At 63.1% G+C, this 22,709-nt stretch carries 16 protein-coding genes and 3 tRNA genes; 4 read left to right on the top strand and 15 right to left on the bottom strand.

The genetic code is table 11. The features are described 5' to 3' along the window. Positions 1-100 precede the first annotated feature (100 nt). On the top strand, positions 101-1,504 hold the full coding sequence (locus QGV55_RS05545) for a DNA cytosine methyltransferase (RefSeq protein WP_281023715.1): 1,404 nt from the start codon (positions 101-103) through the stop codon (positions 1,502-1,504). Beyond that, the gene (locus QGV55_RS05540) at positions 1,501-2,604 is read left to right on the top strand and encodes a PmeII family type II restriction endonuclease (RefSeq protein WP_281023714.1); all 1,104 of its coding nucleotides are present in this window, start codon (positions 1,501-1,503) and stop codon (positions 2,602-2,604) included. The genes QGV55_RS05545 and QGV55_RS05540 overlap by 4 nt, the downstream gene beginning before the upstream one ends. Before the next feature lie 187 nt (positions 2,605-2,791). Here QGV55_RS05540 and QGV55_RS05535 read toward each other — a convergent pair. The 15 genes from QGV55_RS05535 to QGV55_RS05465 form a co-directional block, all read right to left on the bottom strand. Further along, positions 2,792-2,867: transfer RNA gene (locus QGV55_RS05535), tRNA-Lys, on the bottom strand. A gap of 136 nt (positions 2,868-3,003) precedes the next feature. Beyond that, positions 3,004-4,140, bottom strand: a complete 1,137-nt coding sequence (gene tgt, locus QGV55_RS05530) for a tRNA guanosine(34) transglycosylase Tgt (protein ID WP_281017846.1) — start codon at positions 4,138-4,140, stop codon at positions 3,004-3,006. After that, positions 4,137-5,174, bottom strand: a complete 1,038-nt coding sequence (gene queA / locus QGV55_RS05525; RefSeq protein ID WP_281017847.1) for a tRNA preQ1(34) S-adenosylmethionine ribosyltransferase-isomerase QueA — start codon at positions 5,172-5,174, stop codon at positions 4,137-4,139. Before queA ends, tgt begins: the two co-directional genes overlap by 4 nt. Beyond that, positions 5,171-5,674: a pantetheine-phosphate adenylyltransferase gene (gene coaD, locus QGV55_RS05520; RefSeq protein ID WP_281017848.1), complete on the bottom strand. Its 504-nt coding sequence runs from the start codon at positions 5,672-5,674 to the stop codon at positions 5,171-5,173. Before coaD ends, queA begins: the two co-directional genes overlap by 4 nt. Positions 5,675-5,715: 41 nt before the next feature. Then, a complete protein-coding gene (gene gyrA, locus QGV55_RS05515; RefSeq protein WP_281017849.1) occupies positions 5,716-8,484 on the bottom strand; it encodes a DNA gyrase subunit A in 2,769 nt (922 codons plus the stop codon). Between the two features lie 209 nt (positions 8,485-8,693). Then, a tRNA-Val gene (locus QGV55_RS05510) sits at positions 8,694-8,769 on the bottom strand. A 162-nt stretch (positions 8,770-8,931) separates the two neighbouring features. Then, the gene (locus tag QGV55_RS05505; protein WP_281017850.1) at positions 8,932-9,204 is read right to left on the bottom strand and encodes an HU family DNA-binding protein; all 273 of its coding nucleotides are present in this window, start codon (positions 9,202-9,204) and stop codon (positions 8,932-8,934) included. Between the two features lie 204 nt (positions 9,205-9,408). Continuing rightward, a complete protein-coding gene (gene lon, locus QGV55_RS05500) occupies positions 9,409-11,820 on the bottom strand; it encodes an endopeptidase La (RefSeq protein WP_281017851.1) in 2,412 nt (803 codons plus the stop codon). 126 nt (positions 11,821-11,946) lie between these two features. Continuing rightward, complete coding sequence (gene clpX / locus QGV55_RS05495) at positions 11,947-13,212, bottom strand: ATP-dependent Clp protease ATP-binding subunit ClpX (RefSeq protein ID WP_281017852.1); 1,266 nt, start codon at positions 13,210-13,212, stop codon at positions 11,947-11,949. 179 nt (positions 13,213-13,391) lie between these two features. Then, positions 13,392-14,027 carry an ATP-dependent Clp endopeptidase proteolytic subunit ClpP gene (clpP, locus tag QGV55_RS05490; RefSeq protein WP_348637630.1) on the bottom strand — a complete coding sequence of 212 codons (636 nt, stop codon included), beginning with the start codon at positions 14,025-14,027 and terminating at the stop codon, positions 13,392-13,394. 137 nt (positions 14,028-14,164) lie between these two features. Then, positions 14,165-15,574, bottom strand: coding sequence for a trigger factor (gene tig / locus QGV55_RS05485; RefSeq protein ID WP_281017855.1), 1,410 nt, complete (start codon positions 15,572-15,574; stop codon positions 14,165-14,167). A 165-nt stretch (positions 15,575-15,739) separates the two neighbouring features. After that, positions 15,740-15,824: transfer RNA gene (locus tag QGV55_RS05480), tRNA-Leu, on the bottom strand. Positions 15,825-16,005: 181 nt separating this feature from the next. Beyond that, positions 16,006-17,409: a malonyl-CoA decarboxylase gene (locus tag QGV55_RS05475; protein WP_281017856.1), complete on the bottom strand. Its 1,404-nt coding sequence runs from the start codon at positions 17,407-17,409 to the stop codon at positions 16,006-16,008. A gap of 41 nt (positions 17,410-17,450) precedes the next feature. Further along, complete coding sequence (locus QGV55_RS05470) at positions 17,451-18,920, bottom strand: NAD(P)H-hydrate dehydratase (protein ID WP_281017857.1); 1,470 nt, start codon at positions 18,918-18,920, stop codon at positions 17,451-17,453. A gap of 1 nt (position 18,921) precedes the next feature. Then, on the bottom strand, positions 18,922-20,328 hold the full coding sequence (locus QGV55_RS05465) for an amidase (protein WP_281017858.1): 1,407 nt from the start codon (positions 20,326-20,328) through the stop codon (positions 18,922-18,924). A gap of 100 nt (positions 20,329-20,428) precedes the next feature. Between QGV55_RS05465 and QGV55_RS05460 the strand changes: the two genes are divergently transcribed. Further along, on the top strand, positions 20,429-21,574 hold the full coding sequence (locus QGV55_RS05460; RefSeq protein WP_281017859.1) for an FAD-dependent oxidoreductase: 1,146 nt from the start codon (positions 20,429-20,431) through the stop codon (positions 21,572-21,574). Beyond that, complete coding sequence (locus tag QGV55_RS05455; RefSeq protein ID WP_281017860.1) at positions 21,571-22,608, top strand: cyclase family protein; 1,038 nt, start codon at positions 21,571-21,573, stop codon at positions 22,606-22,608. The genes QGV55_RS05460 and QGV55_RS05455 overlap by 4 nt, the downstream gene beginning before the upstream one ends. Positions 22,609-22,709 lie beyond the last annotated feature (101 nt).

Raw genomic sequence — 22,709 nt, 5'->3', positions numbered from 1 at the left:
GGAGAGACATACGAATCCAAAGGGTCTTCGCCTTGAGGTCAACGTGCACAGCGCTTAGAAAGGTACTGAATTCAAACGCGATACCATGCATGCTGGACCCATGGAAAATTCGACGATTCTCAGCGGAGGCACGATCATTCCCAAAGATACTGATCACACCGACCGTTACAAGGTTGTGTCCCTGTTTTCAGGGGCAATGGGCCTAGACCTTGGTTTGCACCATACAGGCCGCTTTGAGCTAAAAGCCTGCGTGGAACTAGTCCCCGCGTTCTGCGATACGATTCGTGCAAATCAAACCGCAGGTAAGCTCCCCGCTGACCTAATAGTGATTGAGGACGACCTAACGCAGCTGTCGGCCGAAGCCTTCATGGAACAGACGGGGATTAGGTCGGGCGAGGTCGATGTTCTGGTCGGTGGTCCACCTTGCCAGGCGTTCAGCACAGCCGGACGGCGCAAGGGCATCGAAGACCCTAGGGGCACGCTCCTTTGGGACTACTTGCGATTCATAGAAGCGCTAAGGCCGAAATTTTTCCTCATGGAGAATGTACGGGGGCTACTTTCCGCCTCACTCAAGCACAGGCCGATCTCAAATCGTCCAAACAAAGGTGGCCCCCCCCTTTCTGAGAATGAGCAACCCGGTTCTGTAATCCGCATGTTCGCCCAAGATCTACAGGCGATTCAAGGCGACCCATATCACATGGACTGTTTCGAGGTGAATGCGGTCAATTATGGCGCACCACAACTCAGAGAGCGCGCCTTGTTCATCGGAAATCGTTTCGGAGTCGAAGTGGATTTCCCTGAGCCAACTCACGGGATAGCAAAGCCGAACAATGACCTTTTCCAACAAACCGGTTTGGAACCTTGGACCACCTTGGGTGACGCGCTACACGGTCTCAATGATCCCGGCAAAGTTGGCCTAGATTTCAGTCCAAGAAAGAAAGAATTCCTGTCCATGGTGCCGCCAGGTTCAAACTGGCGTTCCCTCCCGGTCGAGGTACAGCAAGAATCGATGGGCCGTGCTTGGCACGCCAAAGGGGGCCGATCCGGTTGGTGGCGACGGCTGAGTATGGACCTCCCCTGTCCGACGCTCGTAACGATGCCGAACCACGCTAGCACGTCACTTTGCCATCCAACTGAGACACGTGCGTTAACAGCTAGGGAGTATGCCCGTATCCAAGGATTTCCGGACGACTGGAAGATCGAAGGTCGCCCGTCGGAGCAATACGCGCAACTTGGCAACGCCGTTCCTGTCCGGTTGGGAGAGGTCGCAGGCAGGGTAATCGCAGCTGAGTTGGATGCATTGAGGAATGCTGATTGGAAAGCACGCGCAACCCCACCCAAGGCGTTCAGGACAGTTTACATTCAGGCCCACGTCCGCACCCGCCAATGGTTCAAAGCAGGTAAGACCTTTGTTTGGGATGACGGGGGCGACAACAGCGATGCGAACTATGCTCCCGCGAAGACAGTTAGAAAGACAAAGAGAATGCTGGAATCCTCGTCATGACGAAAGCATCAAGGAAGCTTGATCTCTATGATATCCTAAAGGAACCTAGGCATCCCTTTGACAAAATTGAGATAAAGAGACTTTTCGCCTTGGTCGATCAAGCACGAGTTTACGATCTCGCACGTCGACTAAAAGACGATCTCGCCTTGAGTCTCCCTGCTGCCTATGGGCGGCGAAAAGTACTCTCAGACTACCGCACTAACCCCTACGTACTTTTAGCCACAACAAATATCATGGAATTGTCCGACCCTGACCGCTTCGCGGACTTTTTATTCAATTCCAAGCTCACTATGGGCCTAGAGACTTCGTTCGGGAAGCTAATCGAGCGCGCCTTCGTGCAAGGCTACCCGAGCGACACAAATGTGAAGTGGGGCGACCCAAAAGAGAAGATTGCAGAATTCGAGCGAGAAAAACTTGAGCACAAGGGGCGGTCGGCTAGAGCAGCAGCGCGTAGCAACTCAATATGGCGTGAGATTGACAAGGACGTATTAGTCGAACGTCGTCGCTACATGACCTCGATCAAGAGCGGACCAAATACTATCAATGACACCCAAGTACAGGGCATGGTGGATGCGATTGTAGCCAAACATGCCGAGTGGCTCCGGCAGTCGCAAGAGGCAACTCCAGAGCTCGAAGGCATCGATGTAGTAATTGGCTTAACTTACGGAACCGAGCGCTCTACCAACAATAAAGAAAACCAAATACTAGCAAAACTCTTGGGTCAGGGTTTCTCGGAACTAGACCAGCACGAGCATCCCGGCGTTCTTGTTGATGACGCAACAGGGCAGGTGAAGGTCTACAGACGAATTGGCAAATCTTTCTGGTCATGGATCGGAAATCCTGCAGACGAGGCAAAACAACCACAAGTATTTCTTGAAATTCTACTGTCCTTATCGCTCGCATTTCGTGCTCTTTTAGCGGATGGCACAACCATTGAAGAGGGGATCAACGACCGTCTTCGCACGCTTGCCAAAGCCCTTCTCGGCATGCAGCTCACCGCAGACACTCTACCTCTTTGGATTAAGGAAGAGGGATTTGAAGGTGACGACCTCTTCTATCTTGTGACAGCTCTCAGCGCTTTTTACGATGAAGGCATCTGATTGCTCGAAAGATGTCTGGGAATCTTTCTATCCTAAAAATGCGCCGCGAACGCGGCTTTGTGGATGATCGGGCTCGAGACGATTTTGAACGGCAAGGCTTGTTGCCCGAAATGTTCCCAACTGCTTCCGATATGCTTCCGGAAAATTCATCTGCACTTCGAAATCTCTCTTAACCCTTTGAAAAGAATGGTGAGCCCTGTTGGGTTCGAACCAACGACCTACTGATTAAAAGTCAGTTGCTCTACCGGCTGAGCTAAGGGCCCCCATGGGGTGTGCGGGAGGGACCGGAGGGGGCTCCGGTGTCGCGGCGGGCGGACGATAGGCGGGGTGGGGAGCGGGGTCAAGACTGTCCGGGCGCTGCCGTGGCGTCATCCGGCGACTGCGGGTCGGGGCCTGTCCTCAGTCCCTTGGCGGTATGTCGCCCATGGCCTGTTCCTCGGAGAAGGCGGCTGCCATGTTGTCCATGCGGCCAGCCAGGATCGCGGTGCGCATCTGCTGCATCAGGGTCTGATAGTAGGTCAGGTTGTGCCAGGTCAGCAGCATGGCGGCGAGGATCTCCTTCGCCTTGATCAGATGGTGCAGATAGGCACGGCTGTGGTCCTGGCAGGCGGGACAGGGACATTCCTCGTCCAGCGGGCGCGGATCGCTGCGGTGGCGGCTGTTGCGCAGATTCACGGTGCCGCGCCGGGTAAAGGCCTGACCGTTGCGCCCCGACCGGGTGGGGGCGACGCAATCGAACATGTCCACGCCGCGCTGCACCGCGCCGACCAGATCGTCGGGCTTGCCGACGCCCATCAGGTAACGCGGGCGGTCATGCGGCAGGGCGGGGGTGGTGAAATCGAGGGTGCGGAACATCTCCTCCTGCCCCTCCCCCACCGCCAGCCCGCCCACGGCATAGCCGTCGAAGCCGATGTCGGTCAGGGTGCTGGCGGACTGCAGCCGCAGGGTCTCGAAGGTGCCGCCCTGCACGATGCCGAACTGGCCATAGCCGGGCCGGGCGCGGAAGGCGGTGCGGCAGCGTTCCGCCCAGCGCATCGACAGTTCCATCGATTCCCGCGCCTGCTGCTCCGTCGCCGGCCAGGGCGTGCATTCGTCGAAGGCCATGGTGATGGTGGCGTCGAGCTGGTCCTGGATCAGGGTCGAGCTTTCCGGGGTCAGACGCACATGCGCACCATCGACGTGGCTGCGGAATGTCACCCCGTCGGCGTCGATTTTTCTCAGCCCCGCCAGCGACATGACCTGGAACCCGCCAGAATCGGTCAGGATCGGTCCCGGCCAGTTCATGAAACGGTGCAGCCCGCCCATTTCCTGCACCAGCTCCGACCCGGGCCGCAGCATCAGGTGATAGGTATTGCCGAGAATGATCGTGGCGCCGGTCTGCTTCACGGCGGCGGGGGTCATCGCCTTGACCGTACCTGCCGTGCCGACCGGCATGAAGACCGGGGTCTGGATCGGGCCATGGGCGGTCTGCAGCACCCCGGCGCGGGCCATGCCGTCGGTCGCCTGCACGTCCATACCGAAGGTCGGCGCGTTCATGCCGACACCCGGTGCAGCAGGGTCGCGTCGCCGTAGGAATAGAAGCGATAGCCCTCCGCGATCGCGGTGGCATAGGCGGCCTGCATCCGCTCCAGACCGGTAAAGGCGGAGACGAGCATGAACAGGGTCGAGCGGGGCAGGTGGAAATTGGTCATCAGCATGTCCACGGCGCGGAAGGCATATCCGGGCGTGATAAAGATATCCGTCGCCGCATGATAGGGCCGGATGGTCCCGTCCTCGTCCGCCGCGCTCTCCAGCAGGCGGAGCGACGTGGTACCGACCGACACGATCCGCCCCCCCGCCGCGCGCGCTTCATTGATCCGGGCCGCGGCCTCCGCCGTGATCTCCCCCACTTCCGCATGCATCCGGTGCTCGGTGGTGTCATCAGCCTTCACCGGCAGAAAGGTGCCCGCCCCCACATGCAGCGTCACGCGCGTGCTGTCGATGCCCCGCGCCGACAGCTCCGCGAACAGCCCGTCGGTGAAATGCAGGCCCGCCGTGGGGGCAGCGACGGCACCGGGGCGGTCGGCCATGATGGTCTGATAGTCCGCCGTATCGCGGTCATCGACGGCCCGGCGCGAGGCCACATAGGGCGGCAGCGGCAGCTCACCGACATGGTCGATGGCAGCCATGAGGTCGGCGTCCTGGCGGTCGAAGCGCAGCACGACCTCCCCCGCGTCCCGCTTCTCCAGCACCTCGGCGGAGAATTCATCGGCAAAGAGCACCCGGTCACCGACGCGCAGCCGCTTCGCCGGCCGGGCAAAGGCGGCCCAGCAGTCGGGCCCGAGATTCATGTGCAGCATGATCTCCACCCGTGCCTGGCCACGCTGGCCCCGCAGGCGCGCGCGAATGACCCGCGTGTCGTTCACCACAAGATGGTCACCCGGGCGCAGCAGGTCCGGCAGGTCGGCAATGGTGGCGTGCGCGACGCCGTCCGCCGTCACCTCGAGCAGGCGCGCGGCGGTTCTGGGCTCGGCGGGCCGAAGCGCGATCCGCTCCGGCGGCAGGTCGAAATCGAAGAGATCGACCCTCACTTCTTCCGCGCGGCGACCTTGGCTTCCAGCAGGCCCGCGACATGGGCGGAGACGAAGGGTTTCGCATTGCCATCCAGCATCGCGATCTCCTTCACCAGCTTGGAGGCAATGAACTGGTGGCTGTCGGACGCCATCAGGAAGATGGTCTCCACGTTCGAATTCAGGCGCAGGTTCATGCCGACCATCTGCATCTCGTACTCGAAGTCGGACACCGCGCGCAGGCCGCGCACGATGGCACGGGCACCGAGTTCCTCGGCGAAGTGCATCAGCAGCCCCTCGAACGGACGGACCTCGACCTGGCCGTCGAACTCCCTCACCTCGTGCTCGACCATCTGCACCCGCTCCTCCAGAGAGAACAGCGGTCCCTTGCCGGCATTGATGGCGACGCCGATGACCAGGCGGTCCACCAGCCGCGCGGCACGGCGGATGATGTCGAAATGACCCAGATGGATCGGGTCGAAGGTGCCGGGATACAATCCGACGATTTCACGTTCACTCAACTCTGCTCTCCCCTTCAGAGATTGGTGACGGCGATCCGGTATCAGGTCTCCACCTGCCCCTCACTTCCGCCGTCGTTCTCGTCCTCGTCTTCCTCGCCTTCATTCTCCGCCTCCGAAAGGCGGGTGACGGAGACGACCTGTTCCTTGTTGCCGACATCGAACAGACGCACACCCTGCGTATTGCGCCCAGCCAGGCGTACTTCGTCAACCCGGATACGGATCAGCTTGCCGCCATTCGTCATCAGCATCATGTGGTCGGTGTCTTCCACCGGACCCGATGCAACGACGCGTCCGTTGCGTCCACTGGTGACGATATTGACGATGCCCTGCCCGCCACGTCCGGTGACGCGATATTCATAGGCGGAGGTACGCTTGCCGAACCCGTTCTCGGTAATGGAGATCAGCAACTGTTCCGCGGCGCCCAGTTCGGCAATCCGTTCCGAGCTCAGCGAAACCTCGCCCTCGTCACCGTTGTCCTCGTCCTGCGGCTCCGGCGTCTCACCATCGACGTCCGCCTGTTCACCCCGGCGGATCATGCTCTGGTGCTTCAGATAGGCGCGGAATTCCGCAGGCGTGCCATCGACATGGCGCAGCACGCTCATGGAAATGACCTGGGCATCATCGACCAGGCGGATGCCCCGGACACCGGTGGAGTCGCGCCCCTTGAAGACCCGCACATCACTGGCGCGGAAGCGGATGCACTTGCCGCTGCCGACGGCGAGCAGGATGTCATCCTCCTCCCCGCACAGGCGGACATTGACCAGCGCATCATCCTCGTCCAGCCGCATGGCGATCTTGCCGTTGGACTTCACGTTGGAGAAATCGGACAGCAGGTTGCGCCGCACGTTGCCGCTGCGGGTCGCGAACATGACCTGATGGTTCTCCCAGTCCGCCTCATCCTCCGGCAGCGGCAGCAGGGTCTGGATCACCTCCCCCGGCTCCAGCGGCAGCAGGTTCTGCATCGGCCGCCCCCGACCGTTCGGCTGCGCCAGCGGAATGCGATAGGTCTTCATCTTGTAGACCTTGCCGGCGGAGGAGAAGAACAGCACCGGCGTATGGGTGTTCACCACATGCACCTTGGTGACGAAATCCTCGTCCCGCGTGGCCATGCCGGAACGGCCCTTGCCGCCACGGCGCTGCACCCGGTAGGTCGAAAGCGGCACCCGCTTGATGTAGCCCTTGTGGCTGACGGTCACGACCATGTCCTCACGCTGGATCAGGTCTTCCTCGTCATGTTCGAACTCGATATCCAGGATCTCGGTCCGGCGCGGCGTGGCGAAGCGTTCGCGCACGTCCGCCAGTTCCTCCCGCAGGATGTCCATCAGACGCGCCCGGCTGGAGAGGATGTCCAGATAGTCGGCGATCTTCTCGCCCAGTCCCTTCAGTTCGTCCCCGATCTCGTCCTGGCCCAGCGCGGTCAGGCGGTTCAGCCGCAGGTCCAGAATGGCGCGGGCCTGGGTTTCCGACAGACGATACTTGCCGTCGATGACCTTGTGGGTCGGATCGTCGATCAGTTCGATCAGCGCACGGACATTCTCCGCCGGCCAGACGCGGTCCATCAGTTCATCGCGTGCGGATGCCGGATCCGGCGCGGCGCGGATGATGCGGATCATCTCGTCGATGTTCGCCACCGCGATGGCCAGACCGACCAGTACATGGGCACGGTCACGTGCCTTGCCCAGCAGATGACGGGTCCGACGGGCAATGACCACTTCGCGGAACCGGACAAATGCCTCGATCATGTCCCGCAGGTTCAAGACTTCGGGACGCCCGGCCAGCAGCGCCAGGCTGTTCACCGGGAAACTCGTCTGCAGCGGGGTGTAGCGGTAGAGCTGGTTCAGCACCACCTCGGGGATCGCATCGCGGCGCAGTTCGATGACGACCCGTACGCCGTCGCGATCCGACTCGTCGCGCAGTTCCGAAATTCCCTCGACCCGCTTGGCCTTCACCGCTTCGGAGATCTTCTGGATCATCGCCGCCTTGTTCACCTGATAGGGAATCTCGGTGACGATGATCGCCTCGCGGTCCTTGCGGATCTCCTCGACCGTGCTGCGGCCGCGCATGATGACGGAACCCCGCCCCTCGGTCAGCGCGGCGCGGCTGCCTGCACGGCCCAGGATCTGGCCGCCGGTGGGAAAGTCCGGCGCCTGCACGAACTCCATCAGTTCCTCGGCGGTCAGCGCCGGATTCTCCGCGAACGCCAGACAGGCGTCGATGACCTCACCCAGATTGTGCGGCGGAATATTGGTGGCCATGCCGACGGCGATACCGCCCGCACCATTGACCAGCAGATTGGGAATGCGCGACGGCAGCACGATGGGTTCCTTGGTCGTGCCGTCATAATTGTCCTGGTAATCGACCGTATCCAGGTCGATATCCTGCAGCATCGCCTCCCCCGCCTTGTCCAGGCGAATTTCCGTGTACCGCATGGCCGCAGGCGGGTCGTTGTCCATGGAGCCGAAGTTGCCCTGGCCGTCCAGAAGCGGCAGACGCATGGAAAAATCCTGCGCCATGCGCACCATCGCGTCATAGATCGCCTGGTCACCGTGCGGGTGATAGCGGCCCATGACCTCACCGACCACGCGGGCGGACTTGCGGTAGGCCTTGTCGGAGGTGAATCCGTTCTCGTTCATCGAATGCAGGATGCGCCGGTGGACCGGCTTCAGACCGTCCCGCGCATCAGGCAGCGCGCGGGAGACGATGACGCTCATCGCATAGTCGAGGTAGGAGCGGCGCATCTCCTCCTCGATCGTGATTCCGGAAATGTCCGACGGAAATTCCGGCGGAGGAGTGCCCTGTTCGGTTGCCAAGAAATAGGTCCTCAGGATCGCCCGGAGCGTGTCCACACCCTTGATCGGGTTGGTGTTTCGACGATGCCCGACTGGCGGGCCGCACGGGGCTGTGAATCTTGTTCTGTTACAGGGATTTATTACCCTGTGAAGACGGTCGGGGCAAGCCGCCGCGACCCACAAAACCGCAATATTCAGCGGCTTGAGGCATTATCAGGTGCAGGATGTGGTGGTGGGCGGTGACAGGTTCGAACTGCCGCCCCTCTCGGTGTAAACGAGATGCTCTACCAGCTGAGCTAACCGCCCCTCAATTCACCCTGCAGGACGCTTCAATCCCCCGGGAGAGGGTATCGCGCTCCGGCAAGCAATCGCCGGGTTCCGGGCCAACGGCCCCGGAAAGACAACGCCGACCACTTTCACCAGACAAGGGAAAGGGTCGGCGCGCCTTCGTCGTCAATCAGGACAGGATCAGTTGACCGCGTCCTTCAGAGCCTTGCCAGCCTTGAACTTCGGCTGGTTGGAAGCCGGAATATCGATCTCGGCACCGGTCTGCGGGTTACGGCCCTTGGAGGCGGCCCGCTTGGCGACCAGGAAGGTGCCGAAGCCGACCAGACGAACTTCGTCGCCCTTCGCCATCGCGCCTTCGATTGCTGCCAGCGTTGCGTCAACTGCGTTGCCCGCATCGCGCTTCGAGAGTTCCGTCGCTTCCGCGACTGCTGCTACCAGCTCATTCTTGTTCACAAGGCGTCCCCTTCATCAATTGCCGGTCAGGTCGTGATTCCGCGGCAAGAATAGGCGGCGACCCTTGGCCCGTCAAAGGGAAAGGCGGAGAAATCCCAAGGATTCTCCGCCTTTGCAAATCATGCACTTAACGTTGCATTTCAGTGACGCGGCAACGGCACGCGTTGCTGTCAAGCCTGCATGCCAGGCTGCCCGATCATCGAATCAGTGGGTGACGACACCTTCCCGATCCGGATCACCACGGCGGGCGGCAAGCTGCTCGGCCTCGTAGGCGGCCTCATCCCACTCCACCGCGCTCAGCGGCTCGGTCAGCGCACGTGGCAGCACATCGTCAATGGTCCCGACAGGAACGATCTCCATGTCCTTCTTCACGTTGGCCGGAATATCGTCCAGATCCTTCTCGTTGTCCTTCGGGATCAGCACGGTCTTGATACCGGCACGGTGTGCCGCCAGCAGCTTTTCCTTCAGGCCGCCGATGGGCAGCACGCGACCACGCAGGGTCACCTCCCCGGTCATGGCGATGTCGCGCCGTACCGGCACGTTCGTCAGAACCGAGACAATGGACGTCACCATGGCGATACCGGCGGACGGGCCGTCCTTCGGCGTCGCCCCCTCCGGCACGTGGATGTGGATGTCCTTCTTGTCGAAGGTCGGTGGAATGACACCGAAGCCAAGGGCGCGGGACCGGACGAGCGAGCGTGCCGCCTGAATCGATTCCTGCATCACCTCGCCAAGCTTGCCGGTGATGGTCATGCGGCCCTTGCCGGGCAGCATCACCGCCTCGATCGACAGCAGTTCGCCACCGACTTCGGTCCAGGCCAGACCGGTGGTCACACCGACCATGTCCGTTTCCTCGATCTCGCCGAAGCGGAAGCGGCGGGTGCCGGCATACTTGTCGAGATTGCGGCTGGTGATCTTCACCGTCTTCGCCTCACCCGTGACGATGGCCTTGACCGACTTGCGGGCAAGCTTCGCCATCTCGCGTTCCAGGTTACGCACCCCGGCCTCACGCGTGTAATAGCGGATGACGTCGCGGATCGCGTTGTCGGTGATATCCCATTCGCCCTTGCGCAGGCCATGGTCCTTGATCTGCTTCGGCAGCAGGTGCCGCTTCGCGATCTCCAGCTTCTCGTCCTCGGTGTAGCCGGAGAGGCGAATGACCTCCATGCGGTCCAGCAGCGGCTGCGGCATCCGCAGCGTGTTGGCGGTACAGATGAACATCACGTCCGACAGGTCGTAGTCGACCTCCAGATAATGGTCCGCGAAGGTGTGGTTCTGTTCCGGATCCAGCACCTCCAGCAGGGCCGAAGAGGGATCGCCGCGGAAATCGGCGCCCAGCTTGTCGACCTCATCCAGCAGGAACAGCGGGTTGGACGTCTTCGCCTTCTTCATCGACTGCACGATCTTGCCGGGCATGGAACCGATGTAGGTACGACGATGACCGCGCACCTCCGCCTCGTCACGGACGCCGCCCAGCGACAGCCGCACGAAGTTCCGGCCCGTCGCCCGGGCAATCGACTTGCCGAGCGAGGTCTTGCCGACACCCGGCGGACCGACGAGGCACAGGATCGGACCCTTCAGCTTCTTGGCGCGCTGCTGCACCGAGAGATATTCCAGGATGCGTTCCTTGACCTTCTCCAGACCGTAGTGATCGTTGTTGAGCACGATCTCGGCGGCATTCACGTCGCGCTTCACGCGGGACTTCTTGCCCCACGGAATCGAGAGCAGCCAGTCGAGATAGTTCCGCACGACCGTGGCCTCGGCTGACATCGGGCTCATCGCCCGCAGCTTCTTCATCTCCTGATCGGCCTTCTCGCGGGCTTCCTTGGACAGCTTGGTCTCCTCGATCCGCTGCTCCAGTTCCGACAGCTCGTCGCCGCCGTCATCGCCCTCGCCCAGCTCCCGCTGGATCGCCTTCATCTGCTCGTTCAGGTAATACTCGCGCTGGGTCTTCTCCATCTGGCGCTTCACGCGGCCACGGATCTTCTTCTCGACCTGGATCACCCCCAGCTCGCCTTCCATCAGGCCGCTGATCTTCTCCAGACGCTCCGCAACCGAAAGGGTTTCCAGCAGGACCTGCTTGTCGGCCAGCTTCAGCTGCAGGTGCTGCGCCACCGTATCGGCCAGCTTGCTGGATTCCTCGATCTGCTGGACGGTTGCCAGCACCTCGTTCGGAACCTTGCGCGAGACCTTCACATACTGCTCGAACTGATCCAGCACCGTGCGGCCCAGGGCCGACACGGTGTCGGCGCCGCCCTCGTCCTCGGTCAGGGTGCGGGCGGTCGCCTCGAAATATTCCGGATTCTCGATGAAGTCGGTCAGTTCCGCGCGACGGCGGCCCTCGACCAGAACCTTCACGGTGCCATCAGGCAGCTTCAGCAATTGCAGGACCGTGGAAATCGCGCCGTAGCGATAGATGTCACGCTCCCCCGGGTCATCGACGGTCGCATCCTTCTGCGCCACCAGCAGGATCTCCTTGGACCCCTGCATGACGGCCTCAAGGGCACGGACGGAGCGGTCGCGACCGACAAACAGCGGCACGATCATGTTCGGGAATACGACAATGTCACGGAGCGGAAGGACCGGCAGCGTCACGATGTTCTCTGCGTCAGACACACAATTCTCCTTTACGCGCGGGCCGCACCGCCCTCACCGGAGCGGCGGTCCCTGCGTCATCATCTATGCAATTGGTTTCATGCTTCAAGCACTGCACGCGCGCGCAGTGCGAATGGCAGACCCGGATCAGGCGCTGTTGTCCATCTCTCCGGCGCGATCCGCGTAGAGTTTCAGGGGTTTGGCCCGACCCTCCACAACCTCGCCGTTGACGACAACCTGTTCGACCCCATCCATGGACGGCAGGTCGTACATCGAATCGAGCAGGATATTCTCCAGAATCGATCGCAGTCCACGCGCACCCGTCTTGCGGGCAATCGCCTTCTTGGCGATGCCGGTCAGGGCATCCTCGGTAAAGGTCAGGCCGACACTCTCCATCTCGAAGAGCTTCTCGTACTGCTTCACCAGCGCATTCTTCGGCTTCGTCAGGATCTCGACCAGCGCTTCGGTGTCGAGGTCACTCAGGGTGGCCAGAACCGGCAGACGTCCGACGAATTCCGGGATCAGGCCGAACTTCAGCAAATCCTCGGGTTCCACCTCGGCCAGCACTTCACCCGTCTTGCGGTCATCGGGGCTGCGCACATCGGCGCCAAAGCCGATGGACGTGCCCTGCCCGCGGGCGGAGATGATCTTGTCGAGACCGGCAAAGGCACCGCCACAGATGAACAGGATGTTGGTCGTGTCGACCTGCAGGAATTCCTGCTGCGGGTGCTTGCGTCCACCCTGCGGCGGAACGCTGGCGACCGTGCCTTCCATGATCTTCAGCAGCGCCTGCTGCACACCCTCGCCCGAAACGTCGCGGGTGATGGACGGGTTGTCTGACTTCCGGCTGATCTTGTCGACCTCGTCGATATAGACGATGCCGCGCTGCGCCCGCTCGACATTGTAGTCGGCAGACTGCAGCAGCTTCAGGATGATGTTCTCCACATCCTCGCCGACATAGCCCGCTTCCGTCAGCGTGGTGGCGTCGGCCATGGTGAAGGGCACGTCCAGGATCCGGGCCAGCGTCTGGGCCAGCAGCGTCTTGCCGCAGCCCGTCGGCCCCATCAGCAGGATGTTCGACTTCGCCAGCTCGACATCGCCGTTCTTGCCGGAATGGTTCAGGCGCTTGTAGTGATTGTGGACCGCGACGGACAGCACGCGCTTGGCCACGAACTGGCCGATCACGTAGTCATCCAGCACCGTGCAGATTTCCTGCGGGGTCGGAATGCCGTCCCGCGTCTTAACCAGCGATCCCTTGTTCTCCTCACGGATGATATCCATGCAGAGTTCCACGCATTCATCACAGATGAAGACGGTGGGACCGGCGATCAGCTTGCGCACCTCATGCTGGCTCTTCCCGCAGAAGGAGCAATACAGGGTGTTCTTCGAGTCGCTGCCGCTCAGCTTGGTCATTTCAGCTCCAGTCTTCTCAAGGCCATCCTCATTCTAGACAGCCGCTCGTCCGCCGTTCAACCCCACCGAAGTGCTGCACCCCGGCGAGGTAGCATGCAGGTGACGGTGATCAAGGCTGCCGACAATGCTGACCCGGTACGGATCAAGGTTCGGTTAACAGCCCCGAAAACAGCCCGCGATCAGCTTTCCGGCGTATCCGTCGGCACCGCGCGGTGCTCCACCACTTCATCGATGAGGCCATATTTCACGGCATCCTGTGGTGTCATGAAGTTGTCACGGTCCATCGAGTTTTCAACCGTCTCGATGTCCTGACCGGTGTGATGCACATAGATCTCGTTCAGGCGCTGACGCAGGGCGATGATCTCACGGGCGTGAATCTCGATGTCCGATGCCTGCCCCTGGAACCCGCCCGACGGCTGATGGATCATGATGCGGGAATTCGGCAGGCTGAAACGCATGCCCTTCTCCCCCGCCGTCAGCAGCAGCGATCCCATGGAGGCGGCCTGCCCGATGCAGAGCGTCGCCACTTTCGGGCGGATGTACTGCATGGTGTCGTACATCGCCAGGCCGGAGGTCACGATGCCGCCCGGCGAGTTGATGTAGATGGAGATTTCCTTGGTCGGGTTCTCCGCCTCCAGAAACAGCAGCTGCGCCGTCACCAGAGAAGACAGGCCATCGTGCACCGGCCCGACGATGAAGATGATCCGCTCCTTCAGCAGCCGGGAATAGATGTCATAGGCCCGTTCGCCCCGGTTGGTCTGCTCCACGACCATCGGGACAAGGGTGTTCATGTAAACGTCACGGGGGTCCTGCATCTCGGCTCCTCGAAGGTTGGAAAGCCCGCAGCGGCAGGTCGCGAACGCCGCTGCGGGAAAAAGACAGATGCCCTATATGGCGCTGATTCACGCCAAGGCAAAGCCCCCTTGGTGGTTCCCCGTCAAACGATCGCCGATCAGGCCGATTCGTTCTCTTCGTCCGGATCCCTGGTCAGCTCCTCGATGGAGACGGCCTTCTCCTCGACCTTCGCCATCTCGACGATGAAATCGATGACCTTGTCCTCGAACAGCGGCGCACGAAGCTGCATCATCGCGTCAGGGTTCTTCTGGTAATATTCCATCACCATCCGTTCCTGACCGGGGAAGTTGCGGGCCTGCTCCATGATGGCGCGGTTCACTTCCTCGGGGCCGACTTCCAGCTTGTTCTGGCGACCGATCTCGGCCAGCACCAGGCCGAGGCGCACGCGACGCTCGGCAATGCCGCGGTATTCGGCCTTCTTCTCGTCGTCCAGCCCCTCGTCGACCGGCTTCTCGTCATGCGCATGATCGTGATCATGGTCGTGATCGTGATCGTGATCGTGATCGTGCGCTTCCCCGGCCTGGCTGTCATCAGCCTGGCCGTCATCGGCCTTGGCCTGACGAACGATCTGGCCGTATTCCTCCTCGACCATGCCTTCCGGCACGCCGAAGTCATGGCGGTCGGCCAGCAGGTCCAGCACGGTCCGCTTCAGACGCATGCGGGCGACCTGGCCGTATTCCTCGGCAATGCGGTCACGCATGATCTGCTGCAGGGCTTCCAGGTTCTCGAGACCCAGGTTGGTGGCCAGCGTGTCGTCGATCTTCGCCTCGGCTGCCGTGCGGATCTCCTTCAGCTTGATCTCGAACACCGCTTCCTTGCCGGCCAGGTGCTCGGCACCATACTCCGCCGGGAAGGTCACGTTGATGTCGCCCTCGTAGCCGACCGACTTGCCGATCAGCTGCTCCTCGAAGCCCGGAATGAACTGGCCGGAGCCCAGCACCAGCGGCACATCCTCACCGGCGCCACCTTCGAACGGCTCGCCATCCAGCTTGCCCAGGAAGTCGATCAGGGCCTGGTCACCTTCGGCAGCCGGGCGGTCTTCCTCGATCTTCTCGTAGTTCTTCTGGTCGGCGGCCAGACGCTCCAGCGCTTCCGTGACCTTGTCCTCGTCGACCTCGGCCTTCAGGCGCTCGACTTCCAGCGCCGACAGGTCGGTGATCTCGAACTCCGGAATGACTTCGACGGCCATCGTGTATTCTAGGTCCGCACCTTCGTCGAAGCTCTTGATCTCGATCTTCGGCTGCGCGGCCGGGCGCAGGTCATTGTCTTCCAGCGCCTTCTGGCTGCTTTCGTTGACCGCTTCCTCCAGCACCTCGCCCAGGACGGACTTGCCATAGAGCTGACGGATCAGCCGGGGCGGCACCTTGCCGGGGCGGAACCCCTTCATCTGTACCTGCTTGCCGAGCTCACCCAGCTTTGCACCCATCCGTTCCTCGACCTCAGCGGCGGAAAGAACAATGTTGAACTCGCGTTTCAGGCCTTCCGCCGAGAGCTGTTCGATCTGCATCGAAACCTTATCCCTTGTTATCCATGCCGCACCCCGATGGTGCTGCCTGCCCGTCATGCGGGCCACGTACCCGGCCCCGGTCCGAATGATCGGGGCGTCAAATTTCCTCACTCCCGCGGTGCAACCCGGAACCGGTAACCGGTCAGGCAACCCGAAGTGCAGCGATGGTGCGGGCGGAGGGACTCGAACCCCCAAGACTTTCGTCACCAGGACCTAAACCTGGCGCGTCTACCAGTTCCGCCACGCCCGCTTGAACCACGCGCCTGCGGAGCCGTACCGCGCCGTGGCCGATCCCCTGCCGCCTATGCCTTCATCGCCGCGGCGGAGCCATACGCGGGAGCGCGGGACACGTCAAGCGCACACCAGCGTTTCCGCCGTCAGAAGGCACACTGAATTTCAGGGAATCCGCGTCCGCGCCGTCGCCACCCGGCCTACTTCGCCAGTCGCGTCACGGAAGAGGCCGCGGCGATGCGGCCCTCCCCGCGATAGGCCTCGTGGTTCCGCTCGATGTGATCCAGATTGTAGAGGTAGTTGACCATCATCCCCGCAGACTGGCGCAACCCGGACGAGGACCGGTCGCCCAGCCAGTTCAGCCGTTCGATCCGCGCGCCATTGTTCAGATGGAACCGCGCCACGGGATCAAGCGGGCGGTCACGGCTGTCCTTTTCCCTTGCCAGATAGCGGGCGCAGAGCGCCATCAGGGGTTCCTTCACCGCCCCCTCGATATCATGGTCGTTGGGCCACTTGGGATCGCTGATCAGCTTGCGGAAGGCCTCGTTGGCGGAGCCGGTGCGGGCGATTGCCTTGATCAGGCGGGCCTGCGCATCCGACAGGAGTTCCGCGTCGGACTCCAGTTGCTGGTCCAGCCATTTCCGGAAGCCGGGGATCGGCGACAGCGTGGCGAATGTCTTCACGTTCGGCATGCGCTGGGACAGGCGATCCACGACCCGCTTGATCAGGAAGTCGCCGAAACCAACCCCGGCGAGGCCGCGCTGACAGTTGGAAATCGAATAGAAGATCGCCGTGTCCGCCATCTCCGGATCGGTTGCGGGGGCCATCTCGTCCAGCAGGTCATGTACATTGTCGGCGATGCCGTTGACCAGTGCCACCTCGACAAAGATCAGCGGTTCATCGGGCATGTTGGGATGCATGAAGGAGAAGCATCGCCGGTCGGAATCCAGCCGGTTCTTCAGGTCGGCCCAGGACTGGATCTCGTGCACGGCCTCATAGGCAATCAGCTTCTCCAGCAAAGACGCCGGGGAGTTGAAGGTGATCTGCGCCATTTCGAGGAACCCGACATCGAACCAGGCCCGCAGCAGGTCCTGCAGGTCTTCCTCCACCCCCCGCAGTTCCGGATGGTCACGCAGCAGCCGCAGGAGATCGGCGCGCATGTCGACCAGGAACTTCACACCGCGATCCAGACTGTTGAACTGTCGGAACAGGTCCACCCGTGGTGCCACGAGGTTCCGGCGCAGCGCCCGTCGTGCCCTGATCCGGTCCGCATCATTGTCCGCTTCACCGAGGCTGGTCGCAGCCTTGTCCACCGCCGCCTCATCAACGTCGAAACGCTCCGCCAGCAGCTGGAAGAAACGCAGCCGCCCCTCGCTGTCGAGACTCAGATAGGCACGGCCGAGTTCCGCGGCCCGCAGACGGGAGGAAACGGCACCCCCCCGACCTTCGAGACAGGCCCCTATCTGGGCCGAAATCACCGCGAGATCATCACCGGCCAGATCGGCACTGACGGACAGTGGCCGGACACCGGCCAGCGCGTCGCCACGCCAGTCGCGCAATCGCGACAGGGTCCGGGACCAGAAGTTTCCGGTGGGTCTGTTCATCGTGCTGGCCTCCGGCTCGTGCGACCGTCGAACGGTGCGTTTCAGTCCTGTCGCCGCAGCTGTTGCCAGACCGCTGGCAGGCTCGGCGCCAGATCCTCTGCGATCAGTCCCGGACCTGCAACCGTCGCTGCTGCGCCATGCAGCCACACTGCCATGCAGGCCGCCTCGAACGGCGATACATCCTGCGCCAGCAGACCGACGGCAATGCCGGCCAGCACGTCGCCCGAGCCCGCTGTCGCAAGGTCCGGCGGCGCGTTGCAGTTGATCGCGGCACGCCCGTCCGGAGCGGCAATGACCGTATCCGGCCCCTTTGAAACAATTGTTGCACCGCTGCGGCGTGCGGCGGCACGCGCATCCTCCAGCTTGTCGCCCGTGACCGTGAACAGCCGGGCGAACTCTCCGGCATGGGGCGTCATGATGCAGGGGGCGGTGATGCGCAGGAACAGTCCCTTCGGATCATCGGCGAAGACGGTGATCGCATCCGCGTCGAAAACGGTTGCACGATCCCGGTCCAGAGCCGCCAGCGCGAAGGCCCGTGTGCGGGCATTGACCCCGTTGCCCGGCCCGACCAGCACCGCGTTGCGACGCGGGTCGTCCAGCAGCCTGGCCCAGTCCTGCGGGGTGTCCGCCGGTTGCAGCATCACCGCCGTCAGATGGTTGGCGTAGACCATCGCGGCACTGCGCGGCGGCACGGCTGTCACCAGACCGGCACCGGCCCGCAAGGCGGATATGGCGGACAGCCGCGCGGCACCGCTGCTGAGCATGCCACCGCCGACCACCAGCGCGTGACCGCGCCCGAACTTGTGGCCCTGCGCCGACGGCACGGGCAGGCAATGGTGCCAGAGTTCCGGCCCGTTCACCCAGCACCTGGACACGATCTCCTCAGCGGCGGTCGCGGGAATGCCGATGTCGATCACCACCACCTCGCCGGCGCGCGCGCGCCCCGGCATCAGCAGATGTCCCGGCTTGCGCAGGTGAAACGTGACCGTCAGGTCGGCATCGAAGCTGGCACCTTCGGCCAGGCCACTGTCTCCCGACACCCCGCTCGGCACATCGACGGCAACGACGATGCGCCCCTTCGCGGCCTCCGCCAGTTCGGCGGGGATGCCGTCCAGCCCACGGGTCAGACCGGCACCGAACAGGGCATCGACAACCAGTTCCGCCCCGCCCAGACAGTCCGCGTGCAGCGGCTCCACCGGTCCATCCCAGCGCCGGGCCATGATCGCCGCGTCACCCTTCAGCTTTTTCTGGTCGCCCAGTGCCGCGACACGTACCGGCCAGCCCGCGTCCGACAGATGGCGGGCGATCACATAGCCGTCGCCGCCATTGTTTCCCGGGCCACAGAGGATGACACAGGGCATGGCAGCCCAGCGGTCCGTGATCGCGCGCGCGGCGCCGCGTCCAGCGGCCTCCATCAGCACCTCCCCCGACACGCCATGCGCCACGGCATGGGCATCGGCGGCGTACATCTGCCGGACGGACAGCAGCGGCTCCGCGTTCTGCGGCGTCATCTCAGAGCTCCGGGCGGTGGTGCCGATACAGCGGTTTCGCATCCTCGTAGGCCTGGGCCGCGCGCAGCACCGTCGCATCGTCGAACATGCGCCCCACGATCTGCAGGCCGATGGGCAGACCATCCGTCGTGAAGCCGCAGGGCACCGAACAGGCCGGCTGCTGCGTCAGGTTGAAGGGATAGGAGAAGGGCGTCCAGGCAACCCAGCTGTTCTCCGCGTCCTCCGCCCAGCCTTCCGGCACCAGCCGGTCAACATCGAACGCCGGCACGGCCAGGGTCGGGGTCAGCAGCAGGTCATATTTCGACATGAAGACCTTCACCGCCGAACTGAAGGCGGCACGGTCCCGCTGTGCATCCATGTAGTCACCCAGACTGATCCCGGCGGCGTCATCCAGTACCTTCGACAGACCGGGATCGAGCTTTGCACGCTGGTCCGGCGGCAGGTCGCGCAGGGCGCCATAGGCCCCCGACTGCCAGAGCGTGTTGAAGATGCCCACGGGGTCATCGGTGAACGGATCGCATTCCTCCACCTCAGCGCCCATTTCGGCGAACAGCCGCGCGGCCTCCGCAACGCTGGCCGCCACTTCCCCGTCAACAGTCGCATGGCCCAGCGCCGGGCTGTAGGCGACCTTCATACCCTTCACGCCACCGGAAAGGGCCGCCAGGTGAACGGGACCGGAGGGCTGCGTGTACCAGTCCTGCGTATCCTCCCCCATCATGACATTCAGCATCAGCACCGAATCCGCGACTGTCCGGGTCAGCGGCCCGGCGTGGGCCAGCGTGCCCATCGGGCTTGGCGGAAAATAGGGCACCCGGCCAAACGACGGCTTGTGACCGAACACCCCTGCGAAGCCCGCAGGAATGCGGATGGAACCGCCGCCATCGGTCCCTAGATGCAGCACACCCATCTCCGCCGCCGCGGCAGCAGACGCACCGCCCGAGGAACCACCGGGAGTACGATCCGTGTTCCAGGGGTTGCGGGTAGGGCCTTCCGCCGGGCTGTCGGTGACACCCTTCCAGCCGAACTCCGGCGTGTTGGTCTTGCCCAGGATCACCGCACCGGCATTGCGCAGGCGCGCGACCGTCGGCGCATCCTCCGGGTCCGGTGTGTCCGGTGTCGTCAGAGAGCCCTTGCGGTTGCTCATCCCCTTGACGGCGAACAGGTCCTTGATGCTGGTCGGCACCCCGTCGATCGGCGACAGCGGCGTGCCTTTCAGCCAGCGCTCGGTCGAGCGCGCGGCGGCAGCCATGGCTTCCTCCCTGTCGAGCACACGGAAGGCGTTCAGCCGACCATCGACCGCATCGATCCGGTCGAAAACCGCGCCGGCAACCTCGACCGGGCTGAACTCCCCCTTCTCGTAACCCACAGCCAGGTCGCCCGCTGTCTTTCTGATCAGTTCGTCCGCCATCTTGGCCCCTCTCCGGTTCCTGCCTCTCGTCGCTGATGCATTGTCACGCAGGCGATGCCGTCCGACAATGCACCCTTGTCGTGGAAGGGGGCTGCATCGAATGACGGACGTCAGGATAGCCATTGTCGGCGGCGGCATGGCGGGCGCATCGGCCGCCTGCCTGATCGCGGAGGAATCGGGCAACGGCGCGGATATCGTGGTGCTGGAGCGGGAATCGCAGCCCGGCTATCACACCACCGGCCGCTCCGCCGCGATGTACACGGAAGTCTATGGCAACGATGTCATTCGCGCCCTGGTCCGTGCCGGCCGGGACTTCATGGAACACCCTGCCGAACGCTACGCCGACCATCCGCTGCTGACCCCGCGCGGCGCGCTGATGGTCGCGAACAGCGGCGAGGCGGAACGGCTGGATGCCTTCATGGAGGAAATGCAGCGCCCGGACGTGCTGACCCGCGTCGATGCCGCGCGCTGCAGGGAAATCTGCCCGGCGCTGCGTCAGGACCAGCTTTCGGGTGGTGTCCACGAACCGCTGGCCATGGACATCGACGTGCACGGCATGCTGCAGGGCTTCGTCCGGGTCTTTCGGGGCCTCGGCGGGCGAATCATCGGCGACGCGGCTGTCACGGCCATCGAACGCGGCGGCGATGGTTTCCGTATCGCGACCACCGCAGGCGAATTCCGGGCGGAGATCGTCATCAACGCCGCCGGAGCCTGGGGCGACGAACTGGCCGCGATGGCCGGGGCCGCACCCGTCGGGCTGGTGCCGAAGCGGCGCACGGCGATCACCTTCGACCCGGCGCCGGGCACTGATGTCAGCAGCTGGCCGCTGACGTTCGAACTGGGCGGCGGCTGGTACTTCAAGCCTGATGCCGGGCGCATTCTCGCCTCCCCCGCCGACGAGACACCCTCCGCGCCCTGCGATGCGCAGCCCGACGAGATGGACATCGCCATCTGCGTCGACCGCATCCAGAATGCCACTGACCTGCAGGTCCGCCGTCTGGCCAGCAGCTGGGCCGGACTGCGCTGCTTCGTGGACGACCATTCGCCCGTGAACGGTTTCGACGACGCGGTCGAAGGTTTCTACTGGCTGGTCGGCCAGGGCGGCTATGGCATCAAGACCTCACCGGCCATGGGCCGCGTCGCCGCCGCACAGATCGCGGGCAAGCCGGTACCGGCCGATATTCTGGACCAGGGACTGTCAGTCGACAGTCTCTCGGTCCATCGCTTCAGGGGAGAGAACGGATGAGCACGACACGCTGGAAGAACCGGCCGGAAGGGTCGAACTGGGGTAACTTCGGTGACGATGACCAGCTTGGCCGCATCAACCTGATCACGCCGGAGAAGGTGCGTCAGGGTGTAGCCGAGGTGCGGGAGGGCCGGACCTTCTGCCTCAGCCTGCCGCTCGACTATCCCGGCGGCAACATGCTGAACGAACGCCGCCACCCGCCGCACCGCCAGCCGACATTCCTGGGCGACAAGCCCTACATCAACTTCCCTCTGCGCAACATCGACGGGCAAAACACCGATGTGGTCAGCGACGATCAGGTGACGATCTGCCTGCAGTATTCCACCCAGTGGGACGCGCTTTCCCACGTCGGATCCTTCTTCGATGCCGACGGCGATGGGGAGGCAGAGAAGGTCTACTACAACGGCTTCCGTGCCGGTGAACATGTTGTCGGCCCGAAGTCCTGGGACGGGGAGGACAGCGACGCGCAGCTTTTCGGCGCCAGGTCCCTCGGTATCGAGAACTTCGCCTACCATGGCATCCAGGGTCGCGCGGTGCTGGTGGATCTGGAGGCACATGTGGGGCGGGAGCGCGTCTACGTCGGCCACGACCGGCTGATGCAGATCATGCAGGATGACGGCGTCGTCGTGGAACCGGGCGACATGCTGCTTTTCCGCACCGGCTTCGCCGACGAGATCCTGTCGATGAACCGCCAGCCGACGAAGGAGCGGCTGGAGAACAGCTGTGCCGTGCTGGATGGCCGCGACCAGAAACTGCTCGACTGGATCACTGATTCAGGCGTCGCCGCCCTGATCGCCGACAACTACGCCGTCGAAGGCATTCCTGCACAGCCGAAGGAAGGCCCGCGCCCTGCCCTGCCGCTGCATCACCATTGCCTGTTCAAGCTGGGCCTGCCGCTGGCGGAACTCTGGTTCCTGTCGGAACTGGCCGACTGGCTACGCGCCAACAACCGTAACCGCTTCCTGCTCACCGCACCGCCCCTGCGCCTGCCCGGCGCAGTCGGCAGCCCGGCAACGCCGATAGCGACCGTCTAGGCGGGCGCGGCGGCTGCAGGGGCCAGTCTCATTCCACGCAACCCAACTGTGCAAAATTGGTTTGGCGGCAGGCGCGGTGACTGCGTATGTTCCCGGCCATC

Origin of the sequence: Minwuia sp. IMCC3009, from assembly GCF_029909415.1 — a bacterium.
In the GTDB taxonomy this organism is placed as follows: Bacteria; Pseudomonadota; Alphaproteobacteria; order Minwuiales; family Minwuiaceae; genus Minwuia.
This window is presented reverse-complemented; position numbering and strand designations above follow the sequence as displayed.